This window comes from Streptomyces sp. XH2, assembly GCF_049725035.1.
Lineage (GTDB): Bacteria > Actinomycetota > Actinomycetes > Streptomycetales > Streptomycetaceae > Streptomyces > Streptomyces roseoverticillatus.
Window position 1 is genome coordinate 168,229 of the sequence record NZ_JBMMMZ010000003.1, and the last position, 14,638, is coordinate 182,866.

At 73.0% G+C, this 14,638-nt stretch carries 14 protein-coding genes; 7 read left to right on the top strand and 7 right to left on the bottom strand.

Going from position 1 to position 14,638, the window contains the following annotated elements; genetic code table 11:
- Positions 1-73: 73 nt before the first annotated feature.
- Positions 74-1,762 (top strand): GAF domain-containing sensor histidine kinase, encoded by a 1,689-nt coding sequence (locus ACOTKD_RS07755; protein WP_424888394.1) that lies wholly within the window; start codon positions 74-76, stop codon positions 1,760-1,762.
- A 90-nt stretch (positions 1,763-1,852) separates the two neighbouring features.
- Positions 1,853-2,983 (top strand): peptidoglycan DD-metalloendopeptidase family protein, encoded by a 1,131-nt coding sequence (locus ACOTKD_RS07760; RefSeq protein ID WP_424888124.1) that lies wholly within the window; start codon positions 1,853-1,855, stop codon positions 2,981-2,983.
- Between the two features lie 29 nt (positions 2,984-3,012).
- Here the strand turns inward: ACOTKD_RS07760 and ACOTKD_RS07765 are convergent, their stop codons facing one another.
- Complete coding sequence (locus ACOTKD_RS07765; protein WP_424888125.1) at positions 3,013-3,903, bottom strand: HAD family hydrolase; 891 nt, start codon at positions 3,901-3,903, stop codon at positions 3,013-3,015.
- A 117-nt stretch (positions 3,904-4,020) separates the two neighbouring features.
- Between ACOTKD_RS07765 and ACOTKD_RS07770 the strand changes: the two genes are divergently transcribed.
- The 3 genes from ACOTKD_RS07770 (at position 4,021) to pspAB (ending at position 6,648) form a co-directional block, all read left to right on the top strand.
- Positions 4,021-4,923, top strand: coding sequence for an LLM class flavin-dependent oxidoreductase (locus ACOTKD_RS07770; RefSeq protein ID WP_424888126.1), 903 nt, complete (start codon positions 4,021-4,023; stop codon positions 4,921-4,923).
- Positions 4,924-5,099: 176 nt separating this feature from the next.
- The gene (gene htpX / locus ACOTKD_RS07775; protein WP_424888127.1) at positions 5,100-6,011 is read left to right on the top strand and encodes a zinc metalloprotease HtpX; all 912 of its coding nucleotides are present in this window, start codon (positions 5,100-5,102) and stop codon (positions 6,009-6,011) included.
- A gap of 52 nt (positions 6,012-6,063) precedes the next feature.
- Complete coding sequence (gene pspAB / locus ACOTKD_RS07780) at positions 6,064-6,648, top strand: PspA-associated protein PspAB (RefSeq protein ID WP_359104378.1); 585 nt, start codon at positions 6,064-6,066, stop codon at positions 6,646-6,648.
- An 82-nt stretch (positions 6,649-6,730) separates the two neighbouring features.
- On the opposite strand, the gene ACOTKD_RS07785 is transcribed toward pspAB, so the two are convergent.
- Positions 6,731-7,273, bottom strand: coding sequence for an RNA 2'-phosphotransferase (locus ACOTKD_RS07785; RefSeq protein WP_424888128.1), 543 nt, complete (start codon positions 7,271-7,273; stop codon positions 6,731-6,733).
- Entirely contained in the window at positions 7,273-7,797 is a 525-nt protein-coding gene (locus ACOTKD_RS07790; RefSeq protein ID WP_424888129.1) for a PadR family transcriptional regulator, read from the bottom strand. Before ACOTKD_RS07790 ends, ACOTKD_RS07785 begins: the two co-directional genes overlap by 1 nt.
- A 112-nt stretch (positions 7,798-7,909) precedes the next feature.
- Here ACOTKD_RS07790 and ACOTKD_RS07795 point away from each other — a divergent pair, with 112 nt between their 5' ends.
- Together ACOTKD_RS07795 and ACOTKD_RS07800 are read left to right on the top strand one after the other, a co-directional pair.
- On the top strand, positions 7,910-8,467 hold the full coding sequence (locus ACOTKD_RS07795) for a hypothetical protein (protein WP_424888130.1): 558 nt from the start codon (positions 7,910-7,912) through the stop codon (positions 8,465-8,467).
- 82 nt (positions 8,468-8,549) lie between these two features.
- Positions 8,550-9,902 (top strand): carotenoid oxygenase family protein, encoded by a 1,353-nt coding sequence (locus tag ACOTKD_RS07800; RefSeq protein ID WP_424888131.1) that lies wholly within the window; start codon positions 8,550-8,552, stop codon positions 9,900-9,902.
- A gap of 19 nt (positions 9,903-9,921) precedes the next feature.
- Here the strand turns inward: ACOTKD_RS07800 and ACOTKD_RS07805 are convergent, their stop codons facing one another.
- From ACOTKD_RS07805 to ACOTKD_RS07820, 4 genes are all read right to left on the bottom strand, one after another.
- Complete coding sequence (locus ACOTKD_RS07805; RefSeq protein WP_424888395.1) at positions 9,922-10,911, bottom strand: MerR family transcriptional regulator; 990 nt, start codon at positions 10,909-10,911, stop codon at positions 9,922-9,924.
- A 93-nt stretch (positions 10,912-11,004) separates the two neighbouring features.
- Entirely contained in the window at positions 11,005-11,919 is a 915-nt protein-coding gene (locus tag ACOTKD_RS07810) for a metal-dependent hydrolase (protein WP_424888132.1), read from the bottom strand.
- Between the two features lie 23 nt (positions 11,920-11,942).
- Positions 11,943-13,727, bottom strand: a complete 1,785-nt coding sequence (locus ACOTKD_RS07815) for an SDR family oxidoreductase (RefSeq protein ID WP_424888133.1) — start codon at positions 13,725-13,727, stop codon at positions 11,943-11,945.
- Entirely contained in the window at positions 13,724-14,587 is an 864-nt protein-coding gene (locus tag ACOTKD_RS07820) for a M24 family metallopeptidase (RefSeq protein ID WP_424888134.1), read from the bottom strand. Before ACOTKD_RS07820 ends, ACOTKD_RS07815 begins: the two co-directional genes overlap by 4 nt.
- Positions 14,588-14,638 lie beyond the last annotated feature (51 nt).

Consider the following 14,638-nt stretch of genomic DNA (forward strand, 5'->3'; position numbering starts at 1 on the left):
GGCAGACGCCCCCCGCCCGCGGGACGCCGCCGGTCCCGGACGGGCCGGTGCGCCCGGGCGCGGGCCGGGCCCGATGGACCCCCTGGCCATCGCCACGGAGGCCACCCGCAGCCTCCAGGGCATGTCCACGGAGCTCACCGCGCGCATCCCGCAGCTGCTGGAGGCCATGCGCTCGGTCGGCACGGGCCTGGGGCTGCACAGCACCCTCGACCGCATCACGCGGACCGCCGCCGAGCTCGCCGACGCCCGCTACGCCGCCATCGGCGTCATCGACTCCACCGGTGAGGGCCTGGCCGACTTCATCACGTACGGGGTGACCAAGGAGCAGCACGAGCGCATCGGCGCGCTTCCCGACGGCCACCACGGGCTGCTCGGGGCGCTCATCCACCAGCCCGCGCCCGTGATGCTCACCGACCTCTCGTCGGACCCGCGCTCGGCCGGTTTCCCCCCGGGGCACCCGCCGATGCGCACCTTCCTGGGCGTGCCCATCCGCGTGGGGGCCGAGATCTTCGGCAACCTCTACCTCACCGAGAAACGGGGCGGCCGCGAGTTCAGCCTCGCCGACCTGAACATGGTGAAGATCCTCGCGACGGAGGCCGGCATCGCGATCGGCAACGCGCGCGTGTACGACGAGGAGCGCCAGCGCATGCGCTGGATCGACGGTTCGGTGGCCGTCACGACGGCCCTGCTGTCGCGCGGTGACGCCGAGGACGCCCTGTCGGTCGTCGCCGAGCAGGCGCGCCGCCTCGCGGACTCGGCCGCGGGCATCGTGCTGCTGCCGGACGGCGACGGCGGGCTGGAGATGGTGGCCGTCTCCGCCGACGACCCGTCCGGACTGCTGGGGACGGTGATACCGCCCCACAGCCCGGTGGTCTCGCACCTGCTCGCCGGCGAACCGGTCTTCATCGACGACTCCGCCACCGATCCCCGCATGATCACGGAGGTGGCGCCCCGCTTCGGCCCGAGCATGCTGCTGCCGCTCAAGAGCGGCGACCGGGTGCTGGGGACGCTCGCGACGCCGCGGGCGCGCGGCGCCCGCAGGTTCACACCGGCCGAGCGCACGCTCGCCGCCCAGTTCGCCGCCCAGGCCGCCCTCGCGCTCGTCATGGCCGAGGCGCAGCGCGACCGCGAGCGGCTGGCCGTCTACGAGGACCGCGACCGGATCGCCCGCGACCTGCACGACCTGGTCATCCAGCGGCTGTTCGCCACCGGGCTGATGCTGGAGAGCGCCCAGCGCAATGCCGAAGTCCCCGACGTGAAGGTGAAGGTCGGGCAGGCCGTCGACGAGCTGGACGTGACCATCCAGGAGATCCGTACGGCCATCTTCGCGCTGCAGCAGGGGCCCGCCGAGGCGCCCGCAGGGCTCCGTACGCGCGTCCTGCGCGAGCTCGGAACGGCAGCGGTGCCGCTGGGCTTCCAGCCGTCCGCGAACTTCGTCGGCCCTGTCGACGCCAAGGTCGGGGAGCTCACCGGCAAGAACCTCATCGCGGCGCTGCGCGAGGCCCTCTCCAACGCGTTCCGGCACGCCCGCGCGTCCCGGATGGAGGTGGTCGTCGACGCCACGGTCACCCTTCCGGACGGCAGGCCCGCGGTGCGGCTGACCGTTGCGGACGACGGGGTCGGCATCCCCGAGGGCGGCCGGCGCAGCGGACTGAGGAACCTCGCCAAGCGCGCCGAGTCGCTGGGCGGCTCCAGCTCGTACGGACCCGGGCTCGGGGAGGACGGGGGCGGCACCCGGGTGGTGTGGGAAGCGCCTCTGTAGAGGGCCCCGGTCGCCCGTCCGGCCGCAGCACGTCCACCGAACGGACCTCAGCGGGCGCGCGCGCCCGGGACACACGACAAGATCGCGTCCATGCGACGCCTGTGCCTACCGATACGCGGGCCGCGCCTGCTGCCGAAGGCCGGCGCTGCGGTCCTCGCCGTCCTGTGCGTGCTGTGCAGCGTGTGCGCGCTCGGATTTCCGTCACTCCCCTCCGGACCGCCGGAAGCGGTGCGCGTGCCGGACCGCGCGAGCCGGGTCACTTCCGAGGTGCTCCGGCTGGCCGGGGAGGTCGAGGAGGCGAGGCACCGTTACGAGGAGGCGCAGCACGTGGCCAAGGCGCACGAGGCGCGGGCCCAGGAGATAGACCGCCGGTTGCAGGGCCGGAGGGCCGTCTCGGACACGTTGCGCGAGGACCTGGGGTCGGCCGCCCGGGCGCAGTACCGCACGGGGGGCTTCACGACCGTCCCTGCCGACGATGCGGAGGCCGACGACCCGTTCGAGCTGATGGCCATGCAGCTGCCCGACGCGCGCCGCCGCGCCCGGCTGGCGTGGATGCTGGACGAGGACGACCGCAAGAGCCGGAGCCTGGCCGCGGAGGAACAGGAGCTGGTCGCTGAACAAGTCAACGCAGATAAGGACAGGGCGCAGCTGCAGGCGCGCGTCCGGGCCGCCGAGACCCGTCTCACGGCGGCCCGGGCGGATCTCAACACCATGGCGCAGGGGGCGATCGACAGCGGTCGCTGCACCCCGCTCCCCCTCGACCGCGCGGCCGCCGGCGGGGGGACGGCCAAGGACCAGGCCGTGGCGCAGGCGAACGGGCGCTGGACCCGGCCGGTGACCTCGTACCAGCTGACCGCGGGCTTCGGCGGCGTGGGCGCCAACTGGGCGAGCACGCACAGCGGTCAGGACTTCGCCGTGCCGTCCGGCACCCCTGTCCGCTCGATCGGGGCGGGGACGGTGGTCGCGACCGGCTGCGGAGGGGCGTTCGGCATCAGCCTGGTCGTGCAGCACGACGACGGCTGGTACTCGCAGTACGCGCACCTGGCGGCGATGTTCGTGACGCCCGGGCAGCAGGTGCGCACAGGCCAGTGGATCGGCATGTCGGGGACGACCGGCAACTCCACGGGCCCGCACCTGCACTTCGAGATCCGCACCTCGCCCGAGTTCGGATCGGCGGTCGATCCGGTGCCGTGGCTGAACGCGCGCGGGGTGCGGCTGTAGGCCGCCTCCGGACACCGGCCGGGAGAGGCCTAGCGGGGATCTTCTGCGGACCGGGCCTCCAGGATCCGCTCGATGACGGCGGCGACGCCGTCCTCGCTGTTGGCCGCGGTGTGGTGCGCGGTGACCGCCAGCACGTCGGGGTGTGCGTTCGCCATGGCGTAGGCGGTGCCGGCCCAGTCGAGCATCTCCAGGTCGTTGGGCATGTCCCCGAACGCCACGACCTCCTCCGGGGAGATGCCGCGCTCTGCGCAGCACCGCGCCAGGGTGCTGGCCTTGCTGACCCCCAGGCCGCTGATCTCCAGCAGTGCGGTCGGGCTGGACCGGGTGAAGGAGCCGTGCTCCCCGGCTGCGGTGCGGGCGATCGTGAGGAACTCGTCCGGGCCGAGGTCGGGGTGGCTGGCCAGCAGCTTGAGGATCGGCTCGGTGTAGCCGCTGTCCTCGGCCAGGAGCTTCTCCGCCGGGGCGACGACGGCGCCCGGGTCGAGGAAGAACGGCGGGTACGCGGGCTCGTAGTGGAAGCCTGTGGTGCGCTCCACGGCGAACGAGGAGCCCGGGGCGGCGGCGCGTACGGCGTGCACGACGGCAAGGGCGGCGGCGCTCTCCAGGGGGCGGACGTCGACGAAGCGGGCGCCGTCGCGCAGGTCGACGACCGCGGCGCCGTTGGCGCATATCGCCAGGCCGTGACCGTGGACGTGGTCGCTGACCACGTCCATCCAGCGGGCCGGGCGGCCGGTGACGAAGAAGACCTCGATGCCCGCCTCCTCGGCGGCGGCGAGGGCCGCCACCGTGCGCTCGGAGACCGTCTTGTCGTCCCGCAGCAGGGTGCCGTCCAGGTCGGTGGCGATCAGGCGCGGCACGGCGGCGGGCCGCCGTGCGGCGGAGGTCTCGGGCTGCTCGGTAGCTGAAGTCACGGATTCCATTGTGGGCCACCGGCATATGCGGTGCACAGGTGTGCGTAAAGCCGCGCATGCGTTCAAGCCGGGGGTGTGTCCGTTGTCACGGGGGGTGCGCCCGCCCCACGGCCTAGGCTCGATGTCATGCGACTGAGCACCGTGATCCTTCCCGACCGCCGCTGGTCCGAGGGCGGCCGGGCCGCCTGGCAGCGTGCGGAGGAACTGGGCTTCCACACCGCCTACACCTACGACCACCTGTCCTGGCGGACCTTCCGGGACGGGCCGTGGTTCGGCGCGATCCCCACGCTGACGGCGGCCGCGGCCGCCACCTCCCGGATACGCCTGGGCACGCTCGTCACCTCGCCCAACTTCCGGCATCCCGTCACCCTGGCCAAGGAGCTCATCTCCCTGGACGACATCTCCGGCGGCCGCACCACGCTCGGCATCGGGGCCGGCGGCTCCGGCTTCGACGCCACGGCGCTGCTGAAGGACGGGCAGGAGCCGTGGACGCCGCGGGAGCGGGCCGACCGCTTCGGCGAGTTCGTGCCGCTGCTGGACCGCCTGCTCACCCAGGACGTCGTCACGCACGAGGGCGAGCACTACTCCGCCTTCGAGGTGCGCAACATCCCCGGCTGCGTGCAGCGTCCCCGACTGCCCTTCGCCGTGGCGGCCACGGGCCCGCGCGGCATGAAGCTCGCCGCCCGGTACGGGCAGGGGTGGGTGACCACGGGCGACCCGAAGCTGTTCGAGACCGGCACGCCGGAGCAGTCCCGGGCGGCCGTGGCGGGCCAGATCGAGCGGCTGGGCGCGGCCTGTGAGGAGCTGGGCAGGGACGTCTCGGAGCTGGGGAAGACGATGCTGACGGGCTTCAGCCCGGACCGCCCGCTGGACTCCGTGGACGCCTTCGTCGACTTCGCCGGTTCGCACGCGGAGCTCGGCATCGACGAGATCGTGGTGCACTGGCCCATCGCCGATTCGGTCTTCGCCGCGGACGTCTCGGTCTTCGAGAAGATCGCCACGGACGGGCTGGCCCAGCTCTCCGGCTGAGCGGAGCGGTGATCGCGCAGGGTCCCCGGGCAGCGGGGATTCCTGCGCGGCCGGGAACCTCTCCGGGGACTCCCTCCGCGACCGAGGATTCCCCGCGCGATCGGTGAAGAGGGAGAATCGGGGCATAGGCAACCACCGGGGCGCGTTCCCCGGAGAGCCGGCCCGGGAGGTCTCCCATGCACTCCTCGAAGAGCACCCGATTCGCCCCGGACCGGGGGCTGACCACCCGCATGGTGAGCACGATGTTCTTCATCGGGCTGCTCTACGTGGTCTTCGTGGGGGTGCTGCTGGCGCTGCTGCGCGGCGCCTGGCCGCTCATCCTGCTCGTCGCAGGAGGCATGTTCGTCGCCCAGTTCTGGTTCAGCGACCGGATCGCCGCCTTCAGCATGGGGGCACGTGAAGTCACCCCCGAGCAGGCGCCCGAGCTGCACGGTGCCGTCGACCGCCTGTGCGCGCTCGCGGACATGCCCAAGCCGCGCGTGGCCATCGCCGACAGCGACGTGCCGAACGCCTTCGCCACCGGGCGCAACCGGAAGAACTCCCTGGTGTGCGCGACCACGGGACTGCTGCGCAGGCTGGAGCCCGAGGAACTGGAGGGCGTGCTCGCCCACGAGCTCTCCCACGTCGCCCACCGCGACGTCGCCGTCATGACCATCGCCTCCTTCCTGGGCGTGCTGGCCGGGATCATCACGCGCGTCGGCCTGTGGGGCGGCTTCCGCCGCGTGGGCGGGCGCGACAGCAACACGGCCGTCCTGGTCGTGCTGATCCCGCTGATCAGCGCCGTCGTCTACGCCATCAGCTTCCTGCTCACCCGCTTGCTGTCGCGCTACCGGGAACTGTCCGCCGACCGCGCGGGAGCCCTGCTGACCGGCCGGCCGTCCGCGCTGGCCGCCGCCCTGACCAAGGTCACCGGCGAGATGGCGCGGATCCCCACCCGCGACCTCCGCCAGGCCGAGCCGTTCAACGCCTTCTACTTCGCGCCCGCGTTCTCCAAGGAGAGTTTCAGCCGCCTGCTGTCCTCCCACCCGACGCTGGAGCAGCGGCTGGATCAGCTCGGCCGGATCTCGGCCCAGCTCGGCCGTCCCTGACCCCTCAGCCGGTCCGCCGATCGCCCTCACCGCCCGGAAGGAACGCGTGCCCGTGGGTTTCCTGGACGTCATCCTCGGCCGCAGCAAGCCGGTCCGCCCGGACCTCGACCAGCTCTTCGCCCTGCCGTCCGCCGCGGTCACCCTCCAGGCGGGCGCCGGCCTCACCCCGACCGGGCTGGGTTCGGTCTGCTTCGCAAGCGTGGAGGGCGGGGCCTTCGGGCAGCTCCAGCAGGACGTACGGGCCCTGCTGGACGCGGACACGGAGCGCGGCGGGGAGCCCGTCGAGTTCAGCCAGGACGCGTACGGCTACACGTGGCTGCTCGCTCGGCAGCCGCCCGAGGACACGGCCGCACTGGTCAACGACCTGCACGCGGTCAACACCCTGCTCCAGGAAGGCGGTTTCGGGCCGCAGCTGCTCTGCTCCCTGATGGGCTTCCGCGGTGCGGACGGGCGCTCCCTGGCGCTGGTCTACCTCTACAAGCGCGGCACCTTCTACCCCTTCGCGCCCGTGGCCGGCGCGGGGGACAAGCGGGACAACGGCCTGGAACTGCAGGTGCGGGCGCTGCTGGCGGACGACCTGCGGATCGAGGAGGACCTGGCCCGCTGGTTCCCGGTGTGGGGCGCGCCCGGCCTGTGAGCAGTGCGGGGCACGCCCCACCGGGGTGCCGGGCCGGCTGCCCCTCGACGGGGCCGGCCCGGGAGCGCACCCGGGCGCGGGCTCAGCCGGGGAACCGCAGGAACTCGGCCGGCACGCGCTCCACGAGCCACACCCCGTTCTCGCTCATGCGGAAGACGTGGCCCGCTCGGTGCATCCCGTAGGCGTCCACGGTCAGCACCACCGGCTTGCCGCGGCGGGCGCCCACGCGCATCGCCGTCTCGCGGTCGGGGGACAGGTGGACGGCGTGCCGGGTCATGGGACGAAGCCCCTCGGCCCGGATGGCCGCGACGGAGCGCGACACCGTGCCGTGGAAGAGCACCGCTGGGGGCTCGGCGACCGGCAGGCCGAGGTCGACCGGCACGGAATGGCCCTGGTTGGCCCGGATGCGGTCGCCGTCGAGCGTGTAGCGCTGCTTGTCGTTCGAGGTGACGACCTCCTCCAGCTCGGCCCGGCTGAAGGGGAAGCCGTGCGCGGCACTCGCCTCCAGCAGGGCGCCGACGGGCGTCCAGCCCTGGGCGTCCAGGGTGATGCCGATCCGGCCGGGATCGTGCCGCAGGTGCCTGGCCAGGTGCTTCGAGATGCGGGTCGCGCGCTGGACGTCCATCACCGGCGGGCCTTCCCGAGCTCCTCGACGGCCCAGCGGGCCCATTCCTCGCGCATGGCCATGAAGCGCAGCCCGTACTCGAGGGCCAGCCGGCCGTTCACGGACAGAGGGTCGTCGCCCCAGTCCACGTGCCGCTCCACTTCCTTCAGCGCCCTGTGCTGACCCGCGGCGCGCTCGGCCTCGCCCATCAGATAGGCCGTCGCCTCCACGGGCGTGAGGTGGTTGAGGAAGAAGACCCGCAGCAGGACCTCGCTGCGGCGCACCGGGTCGGGCCTGGCCTCGGTGAGCCAGCGGCGCAGCTCGGCGCGGCCCTCGTCGGTGATCGCGTACTCCTTGCGGCCGCGCGGGCCCTCCGCCGCGACCTCCAGCAGTCCGGCCTTCGTGAGCTTGCCCAGCTCGCCGTAGACCTGGCTCTGCGTCGCCGGCCAGACATTGCTGAGCGAGGTCTCGAACCGCTTCATCAGGTCGTATCCGCTGGCCGGCCGGTCGGCCAGCAGGCCCAGCATCGCGTGTCTCAGGCTCATGCACCCCACCCTACCTTCCACTGTTGACATGTCGGGTGGTGACCTTCTACTTTTGACATGTCAGAGTTGGAATGTCGGCGGGGGTGCCGGCACCCGTCCGAGGAGAATTTCCATGAACTACATGCGCAGCTTCCTTCCCTGGATCGCCTTCGCGGTCGTCTCCTCCGGCGGCTGGCAGTGGGGCGCGGTGGCGGGGCTCGTCGCCGGCGCCGGTCTGCTGATCAAGGACCGCAAGGCCGGGGTCACGGGGGACTCGCTGGTCCTGGAGAGCAGCACGGCCTGCTATTTCGCCGCACTCACCGCTCTGGCCTTCGCCCTTCCGGACAGCGGCCTGCAGCACTACGGCGGTGCCATGTCCCTGGGCTGGCTCGCGCTCACCGCCTGGGTCACGCTGGCCGTCGGCCGCCCGTTCACGACCGGCATCGCCAAGCGGCAGGCGCCTCCCGCGGTGTGGAACACCCCGGTCTTCCGCCGCATCAACGTCGTGATCACTTCTGTCTGGGCCGCCGCCTTCACCGCGACCGCCGCCGGGCTGGCTCTGGTGAGCGCCGAGGGTCTCGGCAGCGGGGTGTCCGTTCCGCTCCAGGTCGCAGGCTTCGCTCTGCCTGCCCTCTTCACCGCCCGCTACCCCGAGCGCGCCCGCGCCCGCTTCATGCAGGAAGCCCGGTAAAGCCCTCAGCCGTCTCCACCGCCTCAGGCCTTCGCGTCACCATCCATCGCAGTCACCGCAACCGCAGAGGAGCTCCCGCGCCATGACGACGGTCCCGCCCGCCCACCTCGCCGGCAACTTCGCCCCCGTGACGGAAGAGCTCACCGCGTACGACCTCCCGGTCACCGGTGCGATCCCGCCGGAGCTCACGGGCTGGTATCTGCGCAACGGCCCCAACCCGCAGGACGCCGCATCCAGCCACTGGTTCTTCGGGGACGGAATGATCCACGGAGTGCGCCTCGAAGGCGGCCGGGCCACCTCCTACCGCAACCGCTGGGTGCGCACCTCGACCTTCACCGACGGCGCCCGCATCTACGACGAGCGCGGCAGGCGTGACCTGACCGCCGGAGCCGCCAACACCCACGTCGTGCGGCACGCGGGCCGCACCCTGGCCCTGGTCGAGTCCTCCTACCCGTACGAGCTGGTTGCCCGGCCCGGGCACGAGCTGGAGACCGTCGGCCCGTACGACTTCGGCGGCCGGCTCACCACGCCGATGACCGCCCACCCCAAGACCTGCCCGGAAACCGGAGAGCTGCACTTCTTCGGCTACGGAGGGCTCTCCGCGCCCTACCTGACCTACCACCGGGCCGATGCGGGCGGGGAGTTGGCGGTCAGCCGGCCCGTCGAGGTGCCCGGGCACACGATGATGCACGACTTCCACCTCACCCGCTCCCACGTCGTCTTCATGGACCTGCCCGTCGTCTTCGACCTCGACCGTGCCGGAGCGGCCGGCGGCGGCATGCCGTACGCGTGGGACCCCGGCTACGGCGCCCGGCTGGGCGTGCTGCGGCGCGACGATCCCCACGGCGAGGTGCGCTGGTTCACCATCGACCCCTGCTACGTCTTCCACTCCCTCAACGCCCACGACGAGCAGCATGCCGACGGCACGCGCATCGTCCTGTACGTGGCCCGCTATCCGCACTTCGGCAGTGAGGACGGCCGGGGCCGCGCCCACGCCACCCTCTGGCGCTGGACCCTCGACCTGACGGCCGGGACGGTGGCCGAGGAACAGCTGGACGACCAGCCCTGCGAGTTCCCCCGGGTGGACGACCGGCTCGCCGGGCTCGCCGCCCGGTACGGCCACGTCACCACCACCTCACTGCCCGGCAGGCCCCTCGACCGCGGCGCCCTGCTCCGCTACGACCTGGGGACGGGGTCCGTAGCCCGCCACGACTTCGGACCGGGGAGGACCCCGGCCGAGGCGGCGTTCGCCCCCGCAGACGACCGGCCCGGCGGCCCCGGGTGGCTGCTGGCCTACGTCCATGACGCCGCCACCGACCGCAGCGACCTCGTCATACTCGACGCCGACGACCTCGCCGCGGAGCCGGTCGCCACCATCCACCTGCCGCAGCGGGTGCCCTACGGCTTCCACGGCAACTGGCTCGCGGACCGCTGAGCGGACGGGCCTGTCCGGCCTATCCGGCCGTCTGTCCGGCCCCGGGCTCGATAACGAGAGCGTCCATGGTGCGGGCCTGCACCTCGCGCTCCACCGCGGCGGCGACGAAGGCGGCGACGTTCTCCGGCCCGACGAGCGCTTCCACGGCCCGGAAGGTCCGGTCGGGGAGCCGGACGGATCCGGGACGGGGGAGGGAGTGGTCAGGCGCGTCCGCCGGGACGGCCTCCTCCACGGCCGCGGCGCCGGCGGCATCGGCAGTCTCGACGGCTCCGGCATCAGCGGCTCCGGCATCGACGACTTCGGCGTCCAGATGCCGGCGGAGATGGCGGGTGGCCATCGTGCGCATGGCGCGGGCGAGTTCGACGTCGATGGCCTGCTGGGCCAGCGGCCGCAGCCGGCGGACCAGCGAGGCGGCCTCGGCGGCCTCCTCCTCGGTGGGCGGGTGGTCGAGGTACTGCCGGAAGACGTATTCGGTGGTGAAGTCCAGGAACCGGCCCGCTATGTGCTCGACCCGCGTGCGCAGTTCGCGCAGATGGCCGGTGATGGCGAGCAGGGGCACCCCGGCGGCGTGGAGCTCCGCGGCGACGGCCAGTTCCTGCGGGCTCGGCACGAGGAACTCCTCGGGTGCGCCCGGCACGCGCACCAGGACGCCGAGTTTCACCGCCTCCTCGACGGCGTCGTCCTCCTGGGTCCCGCCGAAGCGGTCGCCGAGCTCCGCCCGGGTGATCCGGCCCGCCTCCTCGTCCGACCACGGCCCGGTCACCTCGGCGACCAGCCCGAGGACGCCGCCCAGGCCGCGGCCGGTGTCCCAGGCGTCCAGGAGCTCCTTGATGCTCGCGAGGGTGTAGCCGCGGTCGAGGAGCCCGGCGATCTGGTGCAGGCGCTCCAGATGGGTGTCCCGGTAGACGTTGGCGCGCCCGCGCCGCTCCGGCTTGGGGAGCAGCCCCCGGTCCTGGTAGGCGCGGATCGTGCGGACGGTGGCGCCGCTGTGGTGGGCGAGGGCCTCGATGCGGTATTCGCGGTCGTGGCCGGGCCGGCCGGCCTCGCCGTGCCGACCTGGATGACCGGGATGGCCGGGCTGCTCGGACAAGTGCGTCGCTCCTTACGAAAGGGCCGCGCGGCCTATCGCGCCCGCCGCGGTCCGTGCCGCGGGTGAGGCCGCCAGATAGTCGACGGCCCTGCGCAGCGATCCCTCCTTCGAGGGATGGTACGACCGCCGGAGGTAGCGCGGGACGGCTGAGCCCAGCTCGCGCCAGCTCGGCAGCAGGCCCTTGGCCACGGCCCGGTTGTGCTCGCGCAGCGAGTAGCGCATCCGTCTCGCGAGCCGCGGGTCGTTGCGTATCAGGAAGCGCGCGCCCCGGCCCCAGAGGTGGAACAGCACGGGTGCCGTGACGGCCATGCCGAGGACGCGACGGGCGTAGCGCCCGGGGTCCTCGCCGCCGCAGTGCTCGTACATGTCGAAGGCGACGGAGCGGTGTTCGACCTCCTCGGCGCCGTGCCAGCGCAGCAGGTCCAGCATCACCGGGTCGGGGACGGCCCGGTCCAGGCCCTCCGCCTCCAGCACCCAGTTGCCCAGGACGGCCGTGAACTGCTCGATGGCGGCGATCAGCGAGAGGCGGAAGCGCAGCCACTCCCGCGCCGTCACCGGCGCGCCGAACGGGGGCTTCTCGCCCAGCAGGACGTCGAAGAGGTAGTCGACGTGGCGGGTGTACGGGGTGGTGTCCAGGTCCTGTGCGGCGAGGTGGCCGAGCACGTAGGCGTGCTGCACGCTGTGCGTGGCCTCCTGGCCCATGAACCCCTTGACGTCCTTGAGCAGCACGGGGTCCTGCACCAGCGGCAGGGCCTCCTTGAACACCTTGACGAACCACCGCTCCCCGGCCGGCAGCAGCAGGTGCAGGACGTTGATGACGTGGGTGGCGGTGGGCTCTTCCGGTATCCAGTGCAGGGGCGTCGCGTCCCAGTCGAAGGAGACGCGGCGGGGGGCTATCGCGTGCCCGCCCGGGTGGCCGTCGGTCATTTCTGCTTCTCCTCCGCCGTCCGCTACAGCGGCGGCTCGATCCTGGCGAGGGCGCGCTGCGCCCACGGTGTGAAGCGGGACATGAAGCGGAGGCCGTGGGCCTCGGGGGTGACGGGCACAACCGCCTGGTTGCGCACCACGGCCCGCAGGACCGCCTCGGCGACCTTCTCCGGCGGGTAGTTCCGCCGGCCGTAGGCCCGGCCGGCCTTGCTGCGCCGCCGCCGCTGCTCCTCCTCGGAGACCCCGGCGAAGTGCGTGGCCCCGGTGATGGGGGTGTTGACGATGCCGGGGCAGATCGCGGAGACGCCGATCCCCCGTCCGGCCAGCTCGGCGCGCAGGCACTCGCTGAGCATCAGCACCGCCGCCTTGGAGGTGCTGTAGGCCGGGAGGCCCCTGGAGGGCTGGAAGGCGGCGGCGGAGGCGGTGTTGACGATGTGACCGCCCTGACCGCGCTCGGCCATCTGCTTGCCGAAGAGGCGGCAGCCGTGGATCACGCCCCACAGATTGACGTCGAGGGTCTTGCGCCAGTCCTCCGCGGTGGTGTCCATGAAGGACCCGGCGACGCCGATGCCGGCGTTGTTGACCAGCACGTCCACTACGCCGTACTCGGCGGCGACCTTGGCGGCCAGCTTCTCCATCGCCTGCTCGTCCGAGACGTCCGTGCACTCGCCCCAGGCCTCGGGGGCGCCGATCAGCCGGGCCATGTCGGCCGTGCGGGCCGCGCCCTCCGGGTCGCGGTCCACGGCGACGACCCGGGCGCCCGCCTCCGCGAAGGCGAACGCCGTGGCCCGGCCGATGCCGCTGGCCGCGCCCGTCACCAGCACCAGCCGCCCGGCGAACCAGCGCGCGTACGGGTTGGCGGGCGCGCTCTCGCGCGGCTTCGCCCCCTCCTGGCGGGCCGTCGCGAACTCGGCGATCCACGCCGCGACCTGATCGGGCCGGGTGCGCGGCACCCAGTGCTTGGCGGCGAGGTTGCGCCGCACCAGGCCGGGAGCCCACTGCTCCAGGTCGTCGTACAGCCGCTCGGAGAGATAGGCGTCGCCGGTCGGGGTGATGAGCTGGACGGGCACGTGGGCGTAGGCGTCGGTGCGCGGCCGGCGCAGCCGGGCGAGGATGTTGTCGCGGTAGAGCCAGGCGCCGTGCGCGGCGTCGTCCGGCAGGGACGCCGTCGGATAGCCGGAGACCGGCAGCTTCTCGGCCCGCGCGAGCATCTTGGGCCACTGCTTGCCCAGCGGGCCGCGCCAGGCCGCCTCCGGCAGCCCGGGAGCGTGCAGCAGGTACACGTACCAGGAGCGGGCGCCCTGGCCCAGCAGCTGGGCCATGCGCCGCGGCGTGGGACGGGCGGCCCGCTTGCGGAACCACAGCGCGAGGTGGTCGAGGGACGGGCCGGAGATCGACGTGAAGGAGGCGATGCGCCCCTCGGTACGGGCGACGGTGGCGAACTCCCACGCCTGCACCGATCCCCAGTCGTGCCCGACCAGGTGCACCGGGGCGTCCGGGCTCACCGCATCGGCGACGGCCAGGAAGTCGTCGGTGAGCTTCTCCAGGGTGAAGCCGCCCCGCAGCGGCTTGGGCGCCGTGGACCGGCCGCAGCCGCGCACGTCGTACATCACCACGTGGAAGCGGTCGCTCAGCCGCTCCGCTACCTCCGACCAGACCTCCTTGCTGTCCGGGTAGCCGTGCACCAGCACCACGGTGGGCAGGGAGGCGTCGCCCAGCTCGGCCACGCACAACTCGATCCCGCCCGTACGGATCGTGCGCTCGCGCGCGCCCTCCGGCCCGGCGCCGTTCCCGGCGTGCTCGCTCATGCGGCCCTCTCCTCCTGCCTGCGCCGCACATGCGGCAGATCGTCGTCCAGCCAGAACGCGCTCTCCTCCGGGTCCCGGGAGTCGGTGACCACGAGGAGCTCCTCGAACTTCGCGCCCGTGCCCCGGAATCCGAGATGGGGCTCGACAGCCCACAGGCCCGGCCGGGGCGGGTGGTCGGAGAACCGGTACGGGCTCCACAGGGGCGACCAGCCCTCGCGGTGCCCGTGCAGGGCGTCGGAGGCGAGCCCCCTGAGCGCCCGGGTGCCGAACCCGAAGACATGGGGCGACCAGCGGCGCTCGCGGACCCGGCCCACCTTGTGCGCGATCACTCCGAACGGATAGGCGCGGTGCCGGTTCGCGTAGCCCTGACGGACCATGAGCCGGTCCACGTCCTCGTAGATCTCGCGCAGGGAGCGGCGCTCGCGGACCTCGCGCAGGACCAGCTCCCGGTGCTCGCCGAGGTCGGCGAGCAGGCGGTCGTGCAGCGGGTTCGGGCCGAGGCAGCCGGAATAGCCGATGTCGGCCGTGAAGCCGCGGTGGACCGGTGCCATGTCGAGGATGAAGGGCATCCCCGGCTCCAGCCGCCGGTCGGTGGGGAAGAACTGCAGGGGCACCCGGAAGCCCGCGAAGGCCGTGCGGTCCCCGAACCAGGCGAACGGCAGGTGGAACCAGTCCCGCACGCCGCGGCCGCGCAGCCACTCCCGCTGCATCCGGGCCGCCTCGCGCTCGGTGACGCCGGGTCTGAGCTGGGCGGCGACGGCCTCCGCGCAGTCGTACGCCAGGCGCTGGACCGCCCTGAAGCCCTGCAACTCGCCGTTCGCTTCCCGGGACGCCGGTCCCCGGGGCACTGCTGAGGTCATGGCCATTCGTCCGTCCCGTGTGCCGCTCCGGTACGCGTCCGTAACTTGACA

Bases quoted from the DNA above. Each gene is read 5' to 3' on its own strand.
- htpX (WP_424888127.1), top strand. From the start codon at position 5,100: ATGCACTCCTCGAAGAGCACCCGATTCGCCCCGGACCGGGGGCTGACC.
- ACOTKD_RS07755 (WP_424888394.1), top strand. From the start codon at position 74: ATGGACCCCCTGGCCATCGCCACGGAGGCCACCCGCAGCCTCCAGGGC.
- ACOTKD_RS07795 (WP_424888130.1), top strand. From the start codon at position 7,910: ATGAACTACATGCGCAGCTTCCTTCCCTGGATCGCCTTCGCGGTCGTC.
- ACOTKD_RS07810 (WP_424888132.1), bottom strand. From the start codon at position 11,919: ATGACCGACGGCCACCCGGGCGGGCACGCGATAGCCCCCCGCCGCGTC.
- ACOTKD_RS07800 (WP_424888131.1), top strand. From the start codon at position 8,550: ATGACGACGGTCCCGCCCGCCCACCTCGCCGGCAACTTCGCCCCCGTG.
- ACOTKD_RS07770 (WP_424888126.1), top strand. From the start codon at position 4,021: ATGCGACTGAGCACCGTGATCCTTCCCGACCGCCGCTGGTCCGAGGGC.
- ACOTKD_RS07815 (WP_424888133.1), bottom strand. From the start codon at position 13,727: ATGAGCGAGCACGCCGGGAACGGCGCCGGGCCGGAGGGCGCGCGCGAG.
- ACOTKD_RS07765 (WP_424888125.1), bottom strand. From the start codon at position 3,903: ATGGAATCCGTGACTTCAGCTACCGAGCAGCCCGAGACCTCCGCCGCA.
- ACOTKD_RS07760 (WP_424888124.1), top strand. From the start codon at position 1,853: ATGCGACGCCTGTGCCTACCGATACGCGGGCCGCGCCTGCTGCCGAAG.
- ACOTKD_RS07790 (WP_424888129.1), bottom strand. From the start codon at position 7,797: ATGAGCCTGAGACACGCGATGCTGGGCCTGCTGGCCGACCGGCCGGCC.
- ACOTKD_RS07820 (WP_424888134.1), bottom strand. From the start codon at position 14,587: ATGACCTCAGCAGTGCCCCGGGGACCGGCGTCCCGGGAAGCGAACGGC.
- ACOTKD_RS07785 (WP_424888128.1), bottom strand. From the start codon at position 7,273: ATGGACGTCCAGCGCGCGACCCGCATCTCGAAGCACCTGGCCAGGCAC.